At 43.4% G+C, this 14449-nt stretch carries 20 protein-coding genes; all 20 read right to left on the bottom strand.

Features of this window, described 5'->3' with window-relative positions:
- On the bottom strand, nucleotides 1-291 hold a 291-nt coding region (locus Q0Y54_RS07255), incomplete at its 3' end, for a hypothetical protein (RefSeq protein ID WP_297965794.1).
- Between the two features lie 10 nt (nucleotides 292-301).
- Nucleotides 302-838 carry an N-acetylmuramoyl-L-alanine amidase gene (locus Q0Y54_RS07260; RefSeq protein ID WP_297965796.1) on the bottom strand — a complete coding sequence of 179 codons (537 nt, stop codon included), beginning with the start codon at nucleotides 836-838 and terminating at the stop codon, nucleotides 302-304.
- A gap of 1 nt (nucleotide 839) precedes the next feature.
- Nucleotides 840-1013, bottom strand: coding sequence for a hypothetical protein (locus Q0Y54_RS07265; RefSeq protein ID WP_231482947.1), 174 nt, complete (start codon nucleotides 1011-1013; stop codon nucleotides 840-842).
- Nucleotides 997-1482, bottom strand: a complete 486-nt coding sequence (locus Q0Y54_RS07270) for a hypothetical protein (RefSeq protein ID WP_297965799.1) — start codon at nucleotides 1480-1482, stop codon at nucleotides 997-999. Before Q0Y54_RS07270 ends, Q0Y54_RS07265 begins: the two co-directional genes overlap by 17 nt.
- A gap of 4 nt (nucleotides 1483-1486) precedes the next feature.
- Nucleotides 1487-1717 (bottom strand): hypothetical protein, encoded by a 231-nt coding sequence (locus Q0Y54_RS07275; RefSeq protein WP_297570251.1) that lies wholly within the window; start codon nucleotides 1715-1717, stop codon nucleotides 1487-1489.
- A 3-nt stretch (nucleotides 1718-1720) separates the two neighbouring features.
- Nucleotides 1721-3124 carry a hypothetical protein gene (locus Q0Y54_RS07280; protein WP_297965801.1) on the bottom strand — a complete coding sequence of 468 codons (1404 nt, stop codon included), beginning with the start codon at nucleotides 3122-3124 and terminating at the stop codon, nucleotides 1721-1723.
- Nucleotides 3124-5016 carry a hypothetical protein gene (locus Q0Y54_RS07285; RefSeq protein ID WP_297965803.1) on the bottom strand — a complete coding sequence of 631 codons (1893 nt, stop codon included), beginning with the start codon at nucleotides 5014-5016 and terminating at the stop codon, nucleotides 3124-3126. Before Q0Y54_RS07285 ends, Q0Y54_RS07280 begins: the two co-directional genes overlap by 1 nt.
- A 142-nt stretch (nucleotides 5017-5158) precedes the next feature.
- Complete coding sequence (locus Q0Y54_RS07290; RefSeq protein ID WP_297965805.1) at nucleotides 5159-6010, bottom strand: hypothetical protein; 852 nt, start codon at nucleotides 6008-6010, stop codon at nucleotides 5159-5161.
- A gap of 13 nt (nucleotides 6011-6023) precedes the next feature.
- Nucleotides 6024-6461, bottom strand: a complete 438-nt coding sequence (locus Q0Y54_RS07295) for a hypothetical protein (protein WP_297965806.1) — start codon at nucleotides 6459-6461, stop codon at nucleotides 6024-6026.
- A gap of 2 nt (nucleotides 6462-6463) precedes the next feature.
- Entirely contained in the window at nucleotides 6464-6799 is a 336-nt protein-coding gene (locus Q0Y54_RS07300) for a phosphoribosylformylglycinamidine cyclo-ligase (RefSeq protein ID WP_297965808.1), read from the bottom strand.
- A gap of 4 nt (nucleotides 6800-6803) precedes the next feature.
- On the bottom strand, nucleotides 6804-9185 hold the full coding sequence (locus Q0Y54_RS07305; protein WP_297965810.1) for a hypothetical protein: 2382 nt from the start codon (nucleotides 9183-9185) through the stop codon (nucleotides 6804-6806).
- 169 nt (nucleotides 9186-9354) lie between these two features.
- Nucleotides 9355-9669, bottom strand: a complete 315-nt coding sequence (locus tag Q0Y54_RS07310) for a hypothetical protein (protein WP_297965812.1) — start codon at nucleotides 9667-9669, stop codon at nucleotides 9355-9357.
- A 3-nt stretch (nucleotides 9670-9672) separates the two neighbouring features.
- The gene (locus Q0Y54_RS07315) at nucleotides 9673-10251 is read right to left on the bottom strand and encodes a major tail protein (protein WP_297965815.1); all 579 of its coding nucleotides are present in this window, start codon (nucleotides 10249-10251) and stop codon (nucleotides 9673-9675) included.
- Nucleotides 10251-10586 carry a hypothetical protein gene (locus Q0Y54_RS07320; RefSeq protein ID WP_297965817.1) on the bottom strand — a complete coding sequence of 112 codons (336 nt, stop codon included), beginning with the start codon at nucleotides 10584-10586 and terminating at the stop codon, nucleotides 10251-10253. Before Q0Y54_RS07320 ends, Q0Y54_RS07315 begins: the two co-directional genes overlap by 1 nt.
- 4 nt (nucleotides 10587-10590) lie before the next feature.
- Nucleotides 10591-10935 carry an HK97-gp10 family putative phage morphogenesis protein gene (locus tag Q0Y54_RS07325; protein ID WP_297965819.1) on the bottom strand — a complete coding sequence of 115 codons (345 nt, stop codon included), beginning with the start codon at nucleotides 10933-10935 and terminating at the stop codon, nucleotides 10591-10593.
- Nucleotides 10932-11246, bottom strand: a complete 315-nt coding sequence (locus Q0Y54_RS07330; protein WP_297965821.1) for a phage head closure protein — start codon at nucleotides 11244-11246, stop codon at nucleotides 10932-10934. The genes Q0Y54_RS07325 and Q0Y54_RS07330 overlap by 4 nt, the downstream gene beginning before the upstream one ends.
- On the bottom strand, nucleotides 11246-11521 hold the full coding sequence (locus tag Q0Y54_RS07335) for a head-tail connector protein (protein ID WP_085024313.1): 276 nt from the start codon (nucleotides 11519-11521) through the stop codon (nucleotides 11246-11248). The genes Q0Y54_RS07330 and Q0Y54_RS07335 overlap by 1 nt, the downstream gene beginning before the upstream one ends.
- Nucleotides 11522-11535: 14 nt before the next feature.
- Nucleotides 11536-12735: a phage major capsid protein gene (locus tag Q0Y54_RS07340; protein ID WP_297965823.1), complete on the bottom strand. Its 1200-nt coding sequence runs from the start codon at nucleotides 12733-12735 to the stop codon at nucleotides 11536-11538.
- A gap of 1 nt (nucleotide 12736) precedes the next feature.
- Nucleotides 12737-13432, bottom strand: a complete 696-nt coding sequence (locus tag Q0Y54_RS07345) for a head maturation protease, ClpP-related (RefSeq protein WP_297965825.1) — start codon at nucleotides 13430-13432, stop codon at nucleotides 12737-12739.
- A partial coding sequence (locus Q0Y54_RS07350) for a phage portal protein (RefSeq protein ID WP_297965827.1) occupies nucleotides 13422-14449 on the bottom strand: 1028 nt, incomplete at its 5' end. The genes Q0Y54_RS07345 and Q0Y54_RS07350, both read right to left, overlap by 11 nt.

The following is a 14449-nucleotide window of genomic DNA, read 5'->3' on the forward strand; positions in this document are numbered from 1 at the left end:
GAGTTCTCCTGCTCTATCATTTCCTTCCTTAAGCTGTAGATTTGATTTTGTAGCTTCTCGGACTCCTGCTCTGCCAGACTCAATTTCTCCTCGGACTCCTGCAGCTGTTTCTGCTGCTGAATCAAGCTCTTGGATTGTCTGTCGTTCAAGTTGGATAGCTCCGTCAAGTTGTTCTCTAACTGTGTCAACTCCGACTCCGTTATCTGATACGTTGCTTCTGAGGCAAAGGACAACTGCGGCACCGATAATAATACCAATAACAACAACCACCAATATCTTTTTAACATTCATAAGCCCTCCATCACATATAGTCCGTTACACCACGAGCAATAGCTCTAGCAAACTCATCCTGCTCATTTCTGAGCAGCTTCTCATCATACTCATTTGAGATAAATGCAAGCTCCACAAGCACTGCTGGCATATCTGTATTGGTGAGGACATATAGCCCGTTCTTACCCGGGGTTGCCATCTTAACTCCCCTGTCCACGGTTCCAAGGTGATCTACAATCTGGGACTGGATGCATTCAGCCAGATGCTTTCCATCACTGGAACCAGCACAGTACCATGTTTCAGTTCCCTCAGCATATGGAGACTCCACACTGTTACAATGGATTGAAATAAAAAGGTCTGCCTCAAGGTTATTAGCCTCACTGCAGACCTCATATAAATCATCACTCTGTAACACAGCAGTTTCAATCCCCACGGCATTAAGGTAATGCTCCACCAGCTTACCAACGCTTAGTGCCACATCACATTCCCTAAGACCTGTGACATCACTTACTGCCCCCGGATCCGGTACTCCATTTGGCGCATGGCCTGGATTAATAAATACCTTCATATTACTTCTCTCCTCTCTTTTCAACATGGTGCTTTCCGGCACCGCCAATATAGCCTAAAAGACCGCTGGCAATACTCATGCTTAGCTCATTAAGATTTGAGTAAATGGCTATGATGAGAGCTGCGGATAAGGCTACAACTACAACCAAGTCTGTAACATTAATTCTTTCTATCATTATGACCACCTCCGACATCAAAAGGGGAAACAATAGGCACGTCCTGGTCAATCGGAAGGTTCATCATTTCATCAAAGAAATACTCCCCATCACCGTTACCTCCAAATTCGTCATGATAACATTTGTACATATCCCGTATATTATTTCTTGCTGTGATGGTAATACTCCCACGCTCAATAAAGGCACGACAGGACTGAATAATCCTGTCCCTGAGAAGGACAAGGCCACCCTTACAGATACGGTCAACCCCTATCTGGAGAGCCCTTATCTCCTTTTTCATCTCAGCATTCTGATTGTTGATTTCTTCCTGCCAGGCTATAAACTTCTTCTGATTTTCCATCATTTCCATAAATAGCTGTTCTTTCTTTGCCACTGCCTCATCATGCTTATTTGCCATGCTCTGGGCTCGGCCAGAAAAGAAACTAAGCACTGCCGTGGCCAGCATAATGAGAATCTGCTCTGATGTCATTTAATCACGCTCCTATAATTACTGCTTGTGAATTTGATGTAAGCTGGCACCACACCATTGCCCCCGGATACATATTGACCTGAGTTCCTTCAATGGCATGGTATGTCTTTCCCTCAATAAGGACAGTATCTCTGGATACCATGGTCCCTCGCAACGCACCGATATTGGTTGGTTTCTTATTTGCCGCATCCAATATGGCTTTAACGGTAGTCCTGAGTTTCTGAAGATTATCCATGGCCTACACCCCCTTCAACAAGTCCTTAAGTTTGTTGATATTCTTCAGATATTTAAGTCTATAATTCCTACAATTACCTTCCAACCATTTAATTGCACCATTTTTGATTGTATAAACATCATGATTAGGTAACCAACGGTAGAATCCCCGATAGTTATATAAGAGCAAGCCCGTATTATCCTTTATGGAATAATAATCAGATGCCAAAACATAAGAATCAGAAGCCAAACGTTCATTAATGAACATACTGTTGTTACTTGTTATCGTTGCATTGTATTCGTCTAAATTCCACATTACCGAATGTCGTGTTTCTGAGTAAGGTTGAGGTTGAGCGACATAAGGTTGATAAAATTTTGAATATGTTTTACTGCCAGCAAAAGGCTGAAAATAGATATTTACATTATTGTTAGAGGCTGTTGCCTTTAATAAGGTTTCTTTTTTATGCAGAAATATTTGTGTATTATTTTCGGAGTCAAAGACTATACTAGCCCCTGCTATTCCTTCAATCTGGTCGACAATAACCCCCGCATCTCGAATCTTGCTTTTTGGATTGCCCTCAGCATCTAAGTCGTCAAAATCAAGAAATACTTCGTACATTTTACTGTCATTTTCCCCTTCGTCACTTACACGGTCATGGATTATGTCATACTCGGAAACTACTGATAATAGCCTGTGATTTGATTTTGTAGTAATCCAAACATTCCAAGACCCGTCGGGGTGAACATTGCCGCTAATTAAATCAGTGCGTATTTCGTCTCTTTGCCTTGTTACTCTTGTTTTTTCATAATATGGGTTGCCTTTTAGCATTGATAGGCCAATCGATGACAAGTTTTCGGCTTCACTACCATATCTGTTATAAAACCCTTTCCAATCTACTTCGCCTATAATCTCACCATTTTTCCGTATATAAACGGGAGCAGGGTTTTTGTGGTCATTGTATGAATCAAGAAAAGGCATCGACCCAATTTGAAGATTGTCACGTGTATCAAAACCGAGTTCAAGTAAGTCGCCTTTGTCATTAACGCAAGCGTCAAGTGTGTACCAATCATTGCCCGCATATTCTATGTTTTTCTCGCCGTACCAGTGTCCGTCCTTTAAAATGTATACATATTTGTCATTATTTACAATGCTCTCTATACCGCTACACTCAAGGGTTTTATAGTGATTAAATTTTCTATCATATATGCGGATAATTCCTTTTTCGCTATCCGTAAGATAAGGAATACCACCCGTGATAATTGGAATATAGCTTTGACCGCCTGTATATGTATTTCCATATATGACTTTTCCATCGGTCCATACCTGCTGCCCTGGCGTTACAATGCTGCTACCGGCAATATAGAAAGAGCGACCGTTAATATCGGCCGCCATATTTCCACTAACAGATGAAATTGTCGTCTGATACATCAATACCACCTCACAAGCTGAACGCTCTGTTTCAGCTCTTTTGTTGTCTGGCTTACAGCATTGCTGACCAAATAATACTCATGCCCCCGGAATCTGACTCTTTCGGAAAAATCAACAACATGGCCATAGTTATATATATCCATGGTGACGGTTTCCTTTATCTTTCTGTTAAGCCATTTCAGTTCGTTTAGATAAGACTTCAGCTTATCCCTGTCAGATGTTGGCACTTCGACAGATTCCTTCAGACGATTACCTTTTCCCAGGGGATTATCATTATCGCCATAATTTGCGCCACCTAATGTTATGGACTCCTGATTCTGAAGGTATCTGGATGCAGCGGCTGCAGGAGAACCGGTGCCTATTGAACTTCCTACAAATTCCCCATCAACATAAACCGATGTACCATAAAAACCGCCACCCAGCGGAGCATGAATTGTTTTTCTGACAGTTTCATTGTCATTCTTGTCCGTGGTGGTTTCCACTTCTTGACCCAGAACAAGGACGCCACTTTTACTGTGGGAATATTCATAGGTTGTAACTGTCTTGGAGCCGTCTGTATGTTGAGTCGTTTTTCTTCTCACATACTTGCTGGTTCCGAACCCATCCCCGGTATAGTCATAAGTTGTTACTTCGCCATTGATTTCTTCAGAAGCCAAATAACCACTCTGATACGAACAGGTTGCATCACCAAATTTAAGAGTCCCCCAGAATGGAAGTGGCTCTATGTACAACCCTGGACCAGTATCATTTCCACTATCTGTATTGCCACCAGAGTAGTTGATCATACTTCTCTCAATGACACGGTTTATTACAGGACGGGTATGAGCAGTGTCAGTAATATCAATTGTTCTGCTCTCATGACCACGCTGAATGATGTTCAAGGAATTATCCCTAGCTCTCATAAACACATTTATGGCCCTATGAGGGATAGCACCAGACCAGCCAAACAGGCTGGATATAATATTTTCATAGGTCTGCCCCTCACCGATCCATGTCCCTGAATGAACAAAATCATCACAACAATAAACCAGCTTCTTTCCCAAGGAGCCGGCAATATATAATGCGTGTTCAGACAGACTATGCGTTTTCTGCCCAGGCCCATAGTTGATGCTTCGATACAGAATTTCATCCACATCATACATTCCCTTGGCAGTAATAATCCTGTCCTGCTGTGTGGATTCCCCCACACGATAAAGATAAGGAAAATCCAGTATCTTGCCACTGATATAATCCAGAATATTGATATTATCCGTGGTCTCCAAAGTGAAGGTATCTGCCAGGGTTAACTCCTGGAGATTCAAAGAAATGGACACCATACCGGACTTTTCCTTCTGTGCTGCAGGCTTAAACGGATCACTGATAATTTTATCCGTTGGAATTGTCGTATCACGAGGAATGCTGATTTGGGTATCATAATAATATTTGGCTGCTGCCATTGCTTTTACAGTAGTATCAAAATGCTGGGTTACTGTCTGAGCCGTGGTATCTCTTAATATTACAGCCGTATCATGGTATTGTTTTACATCAGCCTTGATAACTGCATTGGTATAATAATGCTGTACCACTTCAGCCAGTAAGCTAATAGCCGTATCTGCATTAATACCAATATTCTGCTGTATATTGGTATGAACATCATAGTAGTAAGTTTGCTTATCCTTACTTTCAATGCCTAAAGCAATATCAAAATAATTTGCAGTATCAGCCTTTAAGGTTATAGCTGTACTATAATGCTTTACTGTGTCAGTCCGTAATTTGATAAAGGTATCAGCATTAACATTTATATCCTGCTGCAAAGTTAGGGCAGTATCATAGGTTTGTTCTGTGTCTGTATTGGCTTTTATGGCCGTATCAAAATAATAGCTTGTATCTGTGGACGATACGACGGTAGCCAATATTCTTGGCGTGCTAATACTAGATTTTTTTATGATTGCCGTTGTTAAAATTCTTGGCGTGCTTACAGCAGAACATTTTATAATACCTGTGGTTAATATTAGGGGCGTGCTTATTGAGCTATTAGACATTTAAGCCACCCCCTTATTTTTTCGCCGTTAATGTAATATCTTTTATGTTTGTTGGTAGTTCGTCAAAATACATTCCATAGCCATTGGCGGGAATTTCCTTTGTATCTGAATAATTGCCCATTGAACATTGAATATTTTTAATCGTGTCGCCCAATACGGTCGTACCCATACCCACGTTACAGCCCGTTACCTTATAGCCGTTTAAAACCGATAAGTCGGGTTGTAATTTTAATGTGCTGTTTTCTGCTTCTGAACCGTAAGAATCACCACTACTATCAAAGGTAAAACCATTATTTGTAATGGTTGCTGGTACTTCTATAACGGTTTCGTTCATAGGAAAATGTTGGTCGGAGATGATTATATTTTTCATTGTTGGAATATAATTACTCCAAAATGCACTTGCTATTTTGCAACTTATTGCTTTTACGCCTGTTTTTACATAATCCGTATATGTCCCGATTTTATCGCCGTCAAGGTAAAAATTAACTGTCCCCGCTACCGTATCAATAACTAAATATATTCTATGCCATACATTCATATAAATTGACGCAGAAAACACATCATTGCTTGTATTACGGAATTTTATTAGTTTTTTACTCGCATCCAAATATACCTGTATGGTTGATTTAATTACTTTATCATAAGCCCCGTCACTCATGTATATTTGTATTGGGTAACAATTTATGTAGTTATAATTTGTATCATAAAACAGGTCAAAAGCAACATACAACTTTGTATTTTGTACGTTGGGTAATGTGAGTTTAGCCTCACCGTTACCAATACATTTATACTTTTTATTATTTGTATAAGATTTTAAAGTGCTGTTGTCGAAAAGTGTCGGTATGCTTGAATTTATATATTTCATAACAAACCACCTCTTAAACGGCTTCAACTGTTGCCTTTACGCATACGGCGGTTGTGTTGTCGTTAATTGGTTCGGTGGCGTTGCTTGCATCGTACTTTACCCAAAGGACGGTATTAACGTCTGTTACGTCGGCGGTTATGTCGGCACTATGTCCCCAAGTGCCATTAGCAAGGGCGTTTTCTGCGTTGGTATAGTTGTTATCTAAGCATACGTACCAATTATTAATATTGCCCCCAGCTGCCTGATATTCTGTACCATCCCAATAAGCAAATGAAATATTGACACCATCAGTAGTTTTATAACCTGTATCAGTTCGTACAGCTACCTTTACTGCTTTTTGCTCCGTCAGCTTCAATGTTAATGCCAATGGGCTGGTCTGGGTATTATCCTGGGAAATGGCTGTACCGTCCTTTTTGCCAGCAGTTGGATTATTGCAATATAAATTAATCATAGTCATATCCTCCATAACTCTATCTCACAATTGATGTAATTCTCAAATCGTTCCTTGTAACCATAGGCAAGGATCCTCACCCTCATTTGAGGCCACACCACACCAGAACTATCGGTAAAATTAACGAGCTCCCGGCTCTGGTAATAGTTCCAGACCTTCAGGAATTCATCCTTTATAAACACAGCATTGAGCGTTATCTTATCTCCGCTTGCTACACTCCCAAAATCCTGCACCACATTTCCGCCATCAGTCTGTACCAAAGTCTGGCGATCATCGGGATGGAACTTAAAATCTGTTGGCGTAGTCAAAGAGACCGCATCACCTATCCTGATTTTCATCTGCTTATCCACCTCCGTAGCTGATATTTACATTGTTGTTTTGTGGAAGCATATCCAGTATCTTCTTGGCAGCAGTATCGGCCACTTCATGGGATACATCCTCAAGGCCATGAACATCAACATTGAGGTTGTAGTTAATATTTTCCTGAGATGCCGTAGCAGGTGCCTGTGTATTCCCCAGCTTGCTCATTACTTCTTCGTTGTAATCAGGAGCAAACATTGGAACGGCCTCCGTGCCTTTCAGGATAAACCGGGTAGGCATCTTGTCATAAATCGGAATGATGTTTTCCTTGGCATTCTTAAATACCTGTTCAAAGCCAGCTATTTCTTCTCTTGAGGTCCAGGCATCTGCAGGAAGGTTGGCATCTTTTCTAAGCTGGGCAACAATAGCCTGCATGGCATTGGCCTGCTTTTCCTCCACACTTCCGCCCCCGGCCATAGCTCTACGATAGAGCTTGAGGTACTTATAGTTTTCCTTGAACATATGAAGGGCAGTTTCCTGCTGGAGCTGCCTTTTTTGCTCCTCCGCCCATTTCGTTGCCTTGACTTCATCCAGGCCCTTTTGTTTCCATGCCTCTTTTTCACGGTCTATTTCATCCATTCTGTTCTGGAAAGCTGACTTCCAGACAGAATCAATACTTCGTGCCACATCATCATTGAACTGCTTTATTACCTTGGCTTTTTGGGCCTCAGTAGCTCTTGCAATCTCAACCTCTGATACACCAGCATCCTTATATTTTTGCATGGCCACATCAATAGAATGAAGCTGTGTTTCAAGTTCCGTATGAGTAAGGCCATAAATGCTTTCATTCATTTCCTTGGCAGCCTTGGCCACATCCTCAAGACGGTTCTTTTCCGCCTGCTCCTGGGCCTTAATCTGGGCCACTTCTTTTTGCCTAGCCTTGGTACGTTTTTCAATGTCAGCAAAATATTCCTTCTCGGCCTTGCTGGATCTTTCAGTATCATCATTTTTGGAACGCTGCTCTTTCACATCACCCTTTAGGCTCAATGCACCTATAAGAGGAAAATTAGCAGGAGAACCCATTGCTGCCATAACAGCCATGCCATAACCTGCATCAAACTCAGCCTTTATATCCCGTAATATCTCACCTACATTTTTGGCATTTACACCGATAGCATCCAAGCCGCTGGCCACCAGGTCAATAGCTTTTCCAGCCTCATGCATTACATCAATGAGGATTTCCCCCATGAGCTTTATTTCTTCCTTGTTATCTGAAATCAGCTTTATCCAGGACACGAACATTTCTGTTATCTCCGGAAGAAGCTCTCTGGATACAGGAAGAAGTGCCGCCCCCAAGGCAAGTTTAAGCTGGCCTACCTCCATCTCCATTTTCTGCCATTCAAGATAAGTCTCATGTGCTTCAGCTGGGTTCAGGAGACCCGTAGTCTTTATGCTTTTGGATATAGTCATTAGGTCATTGTATGACTCCAATACAGGAATAAGAGCCGCCCCTCTGGCACCAAGGATTTCAGCAGTAAATGCTTCAGTTTCCCCAGCCTCGGCAGCATTTCTGTATCCCTTGGCTAACTGCTCCAGCTGTTCATTAATCTGAAGGAGATTGCCGTTTTCATCAGTAATCGTGACACCAAATTTCTGTAGTGCCTTTGATGTGGCATTCCCGGATGCACCTGCAGATAACAGCTGTTTATCTATCCTCGCAATAAAAGGAGTAAGGGAATTAATATCTGAGCCAGCCAATGAAAAAGCCCTGCTCAGCTCTGCTGCTTCACCAGTTGTCATATTAAGACGGATCTGCAGCTTATAGAGGTTATTACCCGCCATCATGGCATCCTTGGTAATATTAAAAAGGCCAGCACCAGAAGCAGCTACAGCCATAAATGCTGCCAGCTTTGCATTAAGAAGGGTGTAGCCTTCGGTCAGCTTACCAATTCCAGCTCTTGCCATTCCAGCCCCCTTGGATATGGAGCTAAACGCCCTGTTGGACTTAGGCGGTATTGAATTCAGGGAATTTCCCAATGTTCTAAGCTGAGCTTCAAGACCTGCGATATTCTTCTGCTGGTACAGCAGATTCATTTCAGCCCTTTGGGTAATTCCATGACCTAATCCATGGTCTTTTACAGACCTCTGGTACTGGGCCTGAAGGATGGCCTCTTTCTGTCTTTGGATATCCAACTGACGATTAATGGCTTCATACTTTACACGGATTTTATCCAGCTCAGATCCAACACCCTCCAGTTTGGAAAGGTCAACATCTGTCTTAAGCTGGATTTTCTTGTTCTGATTATTGAGCTTGGTGATGGCCTGATTGACTGTTTTCCCGGCAGTATCAAAGCCAAGTTTCAGGTCATTTATGTTAAGCCCAAGACTGATATAAAGTTCTTCAATTTCCTGCCCCTTGGCCATTATCCCATCACATCCTCAATGTAAGTTTGTTTATGATTTCTCTTGGAAAGAATAACCATCTGGTCCAGCAAAACCTCAAGGTCGGACTCATCGATTTCACTGATTGTCCAGCCATAGGCTGACTGGAGTCTTTCATAGTAATTCAGTATATGTTCATACGGAGAAAGCTCTATGCCTCCTCCGTTTCCCCATTTGGGGAGCTTGCCAGCTTGGTGAATGTCATTACCTGAATCCACTTAAAGAGTTTTCTTACCAAAGGCACCACATCAGCAATTTCCATATTCTCATCAATGGTGCTTTCATTGACCACATCAGGCTTACCGAAGGCAAGTACAATAAGATCAATCTGCTCTTTCAAAAAATCATCCAGCTGTTCCTTGCTTCTGTCCCTGTCAGCAGATTTTAAAAAAGCCCGCCACACCTTCATCTTGGGTGCAGCGGGTTCGATTTTTTCTCCGTTGATTATGATAAAAGGTGTATCCATAAATTACACCTCCGTATACCAAGCAGCGGCAGCTTCAGCAGTAAAGCCAGTAGCTTCCTCATCAGCCTGACGATAGGAAAGGCCATCGGCAGTACGATAAATAGCCTTGGCACCGAGAGTTGGTGTGTTATAACTGATATTCTCTGCCTTGGTCTGTGGGTTCTCATCCGGCTCATTGAACTGAACCTTGAAGAACTTGCAGAACCGCTTCTTGCCATTCTTCTTGGTGGACTCAAACATCACCGCAAAGTATGGGGACACATCGTCCTTGCTGGCGGTCATAACACCATCCTTAAGTTCATGGCCAAGGAGGTATGCCTTGTACTCCAGAGGAAGTGTGGCAATATCCACGGTCAGCTCATACTCACTGGTTGTGCAGGCGGTGTCCACCGCCTGGTTATCTGCATAAAGGGTTGCAGAAGAATTCTGTGGTTTTATAGCCACCTGCCTAATATGAGGAATGGAAATAATATCCTCATAGGTCGTTGTACCGTCCTTTGGGTCATCGATGAGCTTTGCTACATGAAATCCCTTAAGTCCAATAAATGGGGAATTTGTAAGTCCGGTCCGTGGTGCTGTCATTACGAATCAACTCCTATTCTGTAATCTATGACCTTAATTTTAAGGCCATCTTCCATCATATCTATGGTCTGGGCTCTCATAAAACCCAGGTCAATCATTGTCCTGTTAAGCCGCCTATAAATATCGCTGTCGTTTCCGTCCTTGGTGACAATATGTACCCTCACAGTCACTCTGGACTGAAGCTCCCTATTGTCTCCATGAAGTGCCGGGACATCGGATATTACCTTATAGACGATGTTCGGATATTTACATCCATGAGGACTGAGCTGATGATAGATACCCTTCACAAAAGGGTGGATATCCGTCCTCAGTGCCTCAATCATTTTTTCAATCATGCCATCACCTCTTTAGGCTTTCCTGCACAGCCTTGGCTATGTTTTCCCTTATGGTGTTTCTAAGCGCATCCATGGCTGGGTATAAAAATGGCTCGTTAATCATCGGGGAAAACTCAACAAATCTGCCATAGGGGGTGCCAACACTATTAGTGGCATCAGCTACAACTTTTATTTTAGTTCCGCCCCGCAAAACCACTTTATGTATGGATTCCTTAAGAGCCCCAGTTCTTACGGGACACCTCGATTTTGCATCCCTCACTACCATATCCGCCCCCTGACTGAGTGCCTCCTTGGCAGCCCTGGTAGCTTTATCGCCAATGTCCTGAAACACATCAGATAAAGAACTCATACTATCACCTTCACCATAAGAGTAAGCATTCCGCTTCGTTTATCTCCAAGAACCGTGAGGATTTCATATGCTTCGTTTCCATTCAGCACACGCATCTTTTGCGTAACACCTTCAAGATGACGGATATAGATTTTAAACTGTGTCTCTGACATAGCCTGTTCAGCGGCAAAGTATTCTCTGCCGCTTACAGGAACTATATCTGCCCAGACTTCCTTAAAATCTGTCCATTCATCCTTGGGATTGGCATACATATCTGTTTCCTCAGAAGGTTTTTGGAGTGTTATACGATACCGCATTTTTCCTACCTTCATCAGAATCCCTCCCGGCGAAGCCCAGTCAAAAGGTCACGGAGGGTTAATGCTAACCCTCTGTGATCTGCTTCATCACGGTGCTCATAAAGGTAAGTCACCGCATAAAAAATAGCCGTCTTCAGCCGGGGATTTTCCCCGTCCAATTCCGACTCGTCCTGTCTCAGAATTGCTATGCATAAATCATTTGCTGTGGCCATAAGCCCTTTAATCAGCTCATCATCATAATCGCCATCAATTCTGAGATATTGTTTTGTTTCCTCAAGAGTTACCAGCATCTGCCTCACCCCTATCAGTTCCCGGCGCTGGCAGTACCCTTCATCTTCATAATCTGAACAGCCTCTGGGAGAATCAGCCGACCGTCAACACGCTCCTTCATCACATAACCTACCATACCGTTACCAGCAAAGAGCTCCTTCAGTTCCTGCATGGAACGGGAGCCACGATCACCGATGTTGTAGTAGGAGAAATCACCGAAGGCCATGACAGGCTTTCCAGTTGCAGACTCAGGTGCAAACTCGGAAGTGTGTACTGCATAACCCATAAGACGGTCAGGCTCGCCTGCAGTAAGTGCTGGCTGCCACATATACACACCATTGTTGTCCTTCAGCTTACGAATAGAAGCCAGTGTCTTGTCATTGGTGATAAATGCCGCATGCTTACGATATGGACGCTTGAGGTTATAAATAAGGGTGATGATATCATCTGCGCTGATGGTGTTGCCGGAGGTAGTGGTATTAACCTGGCCACCTTTTTCAGCATCAAAGATACCAGCAGGCTTACCCTTGCCATCACCATTCAGGAAGGCCTCCTCCTCGGCATTGGCCAGTGCCTTACCGAACTGGTCAATAATGTAGCTTTCAAGGTTAAAGGCGTTATCGTAGAGAAGCTCCTCAGTAATCTTGATAGCTACATGAAGCTTATAGGCATCCATCACAATCTGGTCAAAGGTTGCATCACCAAAGGTAAGCGCCTCGCCTTCTTCAATCCACGCAGCCGCTGGCTTGGTGGCAGCAATGTTAATCTTATGCTCACCGGAAGTGGTAATCTTGGTAGCAAGGCCACGCATGATATTTTCCTCAGTCAGCACATCAATGAGACGCTTGTCGTACTCTTCCGGTACCAGATAGCCACCCTGCTGATCATTACCTTCCTGAAGCACATCACTGATAGTACGGAAACGTGTACGCATGGCTGTAAGCATTCCCTGCTTATACTCATCAGTTGCACGAATGTTTAAAGGCTTACCAGCGGTAGGCTCATTGATTATAGGCTTGCTGGTTGGCTTATTAAGCTCACGGTCAATAACCGCCTGACGCTGCAGACGGTCGATGGACTTTTTCATATCCACCACATCAGACTCCATCTTCTCATAGGTGGCGGCATCTTCAGCAGAGAGCTTGCCATCCTCATCAGTATGGGTATCGAGGAAGTTCTTAGCCTCCTCCCAGAGCTTAGCACGTTTTTCAATCAGTTCATTAATCTTATCCATATTACATTCCTCCTAAAATAGCTAAACGCTTCTGAAGTTCAGAAGCGTCAATACGATTATCTGCTACCTTTTTGGCAGCTTTAAATTTATCCAAGAATGAATTGGTCACCGCAGCCCTTGAAAAAATCATGGCCTCCGGCTCATCATCCTCATCGGTGTCATAAAGAATGCTGTCAGCAAATCCAAGCTCCACAGCCTTTTTGGCATTGAACCAAGACTCGGCGTTCATCATGTTGGACAGCTGCTTTCTCGGAAGCCCGGTCTTTAACTCGTAGGCATTGATGATGGACTCCTTTACCTCGGAAAGCATCTCTATTGCTTTCTTCATTTCCCGCTCATCCCCGATGGAAACGGTTGCAGGATTATGAATCATCATCATGCCAACTGGGGATATGGCCACATGACTTCCTGCCATGGCTATTACCGAAGCTGCTGAAGCAGCAATGCCATCAATGTGAACATCAACGCATCCTGGGTATTCCATGAGCATGTTATATATCTGTGCAGCAGCAAAACAATCCCCGCCAGGAGAATTAATCCAAACAGTGACTTTACCCTGGCAACTGTTAAGCTCGTTTCTAAATTCTTCAGGTGTGACTTCATCCCCGAACCAAGTCTGGTCAGAGATTTCACCATTGAGCATAAGTATTCTTTCATCGTTATCATTCCTCACCCAATTCCAAAATTTACGACTCATCTAAATCATTCCTTTCAGCAGGCTTGGCAAACAGGCCCGCATCTTTTAACTTTGTAAGATTTCCGTTGATAAGGTACAGATTACCTCCCTCCTCATCAGGGATTGGATTCATGTTCTCCAGCTCCCGTATGTCGTTTGCTGACATCCAGCCATTCTGCCTTGCCACAGCATAGCCGTTCATCCTGCTCTGATAGTCCCCACGAAGAAGGCCATCAACATTGAACCTAAAGAACAGCTGGCTCTTTTCCGATGGCAGCAATAATGCCTGCTGCATTGCTTGTTCCCAGCGAACTATCCAAGGATTAAGGGTGTACATCACGAAATCCAAGGACTGCTGCTCAATATTAGAAAAGCTCGACTTTTCAAGGTCCCCTACCATGTGTGGCGGTACTCTGAAAATTCGAGCTATCTCATTGATTTGAAATTTTCTGGTTTCAATGAACTGTGCTTCATTAGGCGGTATGGCCATCTGTTTGAAGGTCATGCCTTCCTCAAGCACAGCAACGCTGTGACTGTTCTTTCCCGAGAACTGGGATTTCCAGCTTTGACGAAGTTTCTCCGGATCTTTTACTACACCCGGATGTTCAAGAATTCCTCCCGGTGTGGCACCATTGGCAAAGAAAGTAGCCCCGTATTCCTCTGTGGCTATTGCCATACCTATGGCATTCTTGGCCATTGCAATAGGACTGTATCCAATAAGGCCATCAAATCCAAGTCCCGGGATATGAAGTACATCCTCTCGTTTGAGAACGACCTCTTCATCCTTCTTCGAACCAGCCTCATCAGAATTGCGTCTGTAGGTATATATCAGCCGCCCAGCCTTGTTACGGCTTACATCCATCTTGTTTGGAAGAAGCGGATAAAGTCCGACCACCTCACCTTTGCCATTCCTTATAATCTGGGCATAGGCATTCCCCCAGAGAAGCAAGTGGCTCATCATGGTCTCCCTGAAGATAAAGCTAGTCATCTCTGGATTTGGCTCATCATGCAGAAGGTGATATAGCGGATGGCTGTAGA

The sequence above is a fragment of the uncultured Anaerovibrio sp. genome (genome assembly GCF_947302755.1).
GTDB lineage: Bacteria > Bacillota > Negativicutes > Selenomonadales > Selenomonadaceae > Anaerovibrio.

What these genes read in the sequence shown, in the direction of transcription:
- Q0Y54_RS07345 (WP_297965825.1), bottom strand. Translation starts at nt 13,432, where the DNA reads ATGAGTCGTAAATTTTGGAATTGGGTGAGGAATGATAACGATGAAAGA.
- Q0Y54_RS07315 (WP_297965815.1), bottom strand. Translation starts at nt 10,251, where the DNA reads ATGACAGCACCACGGACCGGACTTACAAATTCCCCATTTATTGGACTT.
- Q0Y54_RS07265 (WP_231482947.1), bottom strand. Translation starts at nt 1,013, where the DNA reads ATGATAGAAAGAATTAATGTTACAGACTTGGTTGTAGTTGTAGCCTTA.
- Q0Y54_RS07290 (WP_297965805.1), bottom strand. Translation starts at nt 6,010, where the DNA reads ATGAAATATATAAATTCAAGCATACCGACACTTTTCGACAACAGCACT.
- Q0Y54_RS07310 (WP_297965812.1), bottom strand. Translation starts at nt 9,669, where the DNA reads ATGGATACACCTTTTATCATAATCAACGGAGAAAAAATCGAACCCGCT.
- Q0Y54_RS07295 (WP_297965806.1), bottom strand. Translation starts at nt 6,461, where the DNA reads ATGATTAATTTATATTGCAATAATCCAACTGCTGGCAAAAAGGACGGT.
- Q0Y54_RS07275 (WP_297570251.1), bottom strand. Translation starts at nt 1,717, where the DNA reads ATGGATAATCTTCAGAAACTCAGGACTACCGTTAAAGCCATATTGGAT.
- Q0Y54_RS07260 (WP_297965796.1), bottom strand. Translation starts at nt 838, where the DNA reads ATGAAGGTATTTATTAATCCAGGCCATGCGCCAAATGGAGTACCGGAT.
- Q0Y54_RS07280 (WP_297965801.1), bottom strand. Translation starts at nt 3,124, where the DNA reads ATGTATCAGACGACAATTTCATCTGTTAGTGGAAATATGGCGGCCGAT.
- Q0Y54_RS07335 (WP_085024313.1), bottom strand. Translation starts at nt 11,521, where the DNA reads ATGCTGGTAACTCTTGAGGAAACAAAACAATATCTCAGAATTGATGGC.
- Q0Y54_RS07325 (WP_297965819.1), bottom strand. Translation starts at nt 10,935, where the DNA reads ATGAGTTCTTTATCTGATGTGTTTCAGGACATTGGCGATAAAGCTACC.
- Q0Y54_RS07305 (WP_297965810.1), bottom strand. Translation starts at nt 9,185, where the DNA reads ATGGCCAAGGGGCAGGAAATTGAAGAACTTTATATCAGTCTTGGGCTT.
- Q0Y54_RS07300 (WP_297965808.1), bottom strand. Translation starts at nt 6,799, where the DNA reads ATGAAAATCAGGATAGGTGATGCGGTCTCTTTGACTACGCCAACAGAT.
- Q0Y54_RS07330 (WP_297965821.1), bottom strand. Translation starts at nt 11,246, where the DNA reads ATGAAGGTAGGAAAAATGCGGTATCGTATAACACTCCAAAAACCTTCT.
- Q0Y54_RS07320 (WP_297965817.1), bottom strand. Translation starts at nt 10,586, where the DNA reads ATGATTGAAAAAATGATTGAGGCACTGAGGACGGATATCCACCCTTTT.
- Q0Y54_RS07340 (WP_297965823.1), bottom strand. Translation starts at nt 12,735, where the DNA reads ATGGATAAGATTAATGAACTGATTGAAAAACGTGCTAAGCTCTGGGAG.
- Q0Y54_RS07270 (WP_297965799.1), bottom strand. Translation starts at nt 1,482, where the DNA reads ATGACATCAGAGCAGATTCTCATTATGCTGGCCACGGCAGTGCTTAGT.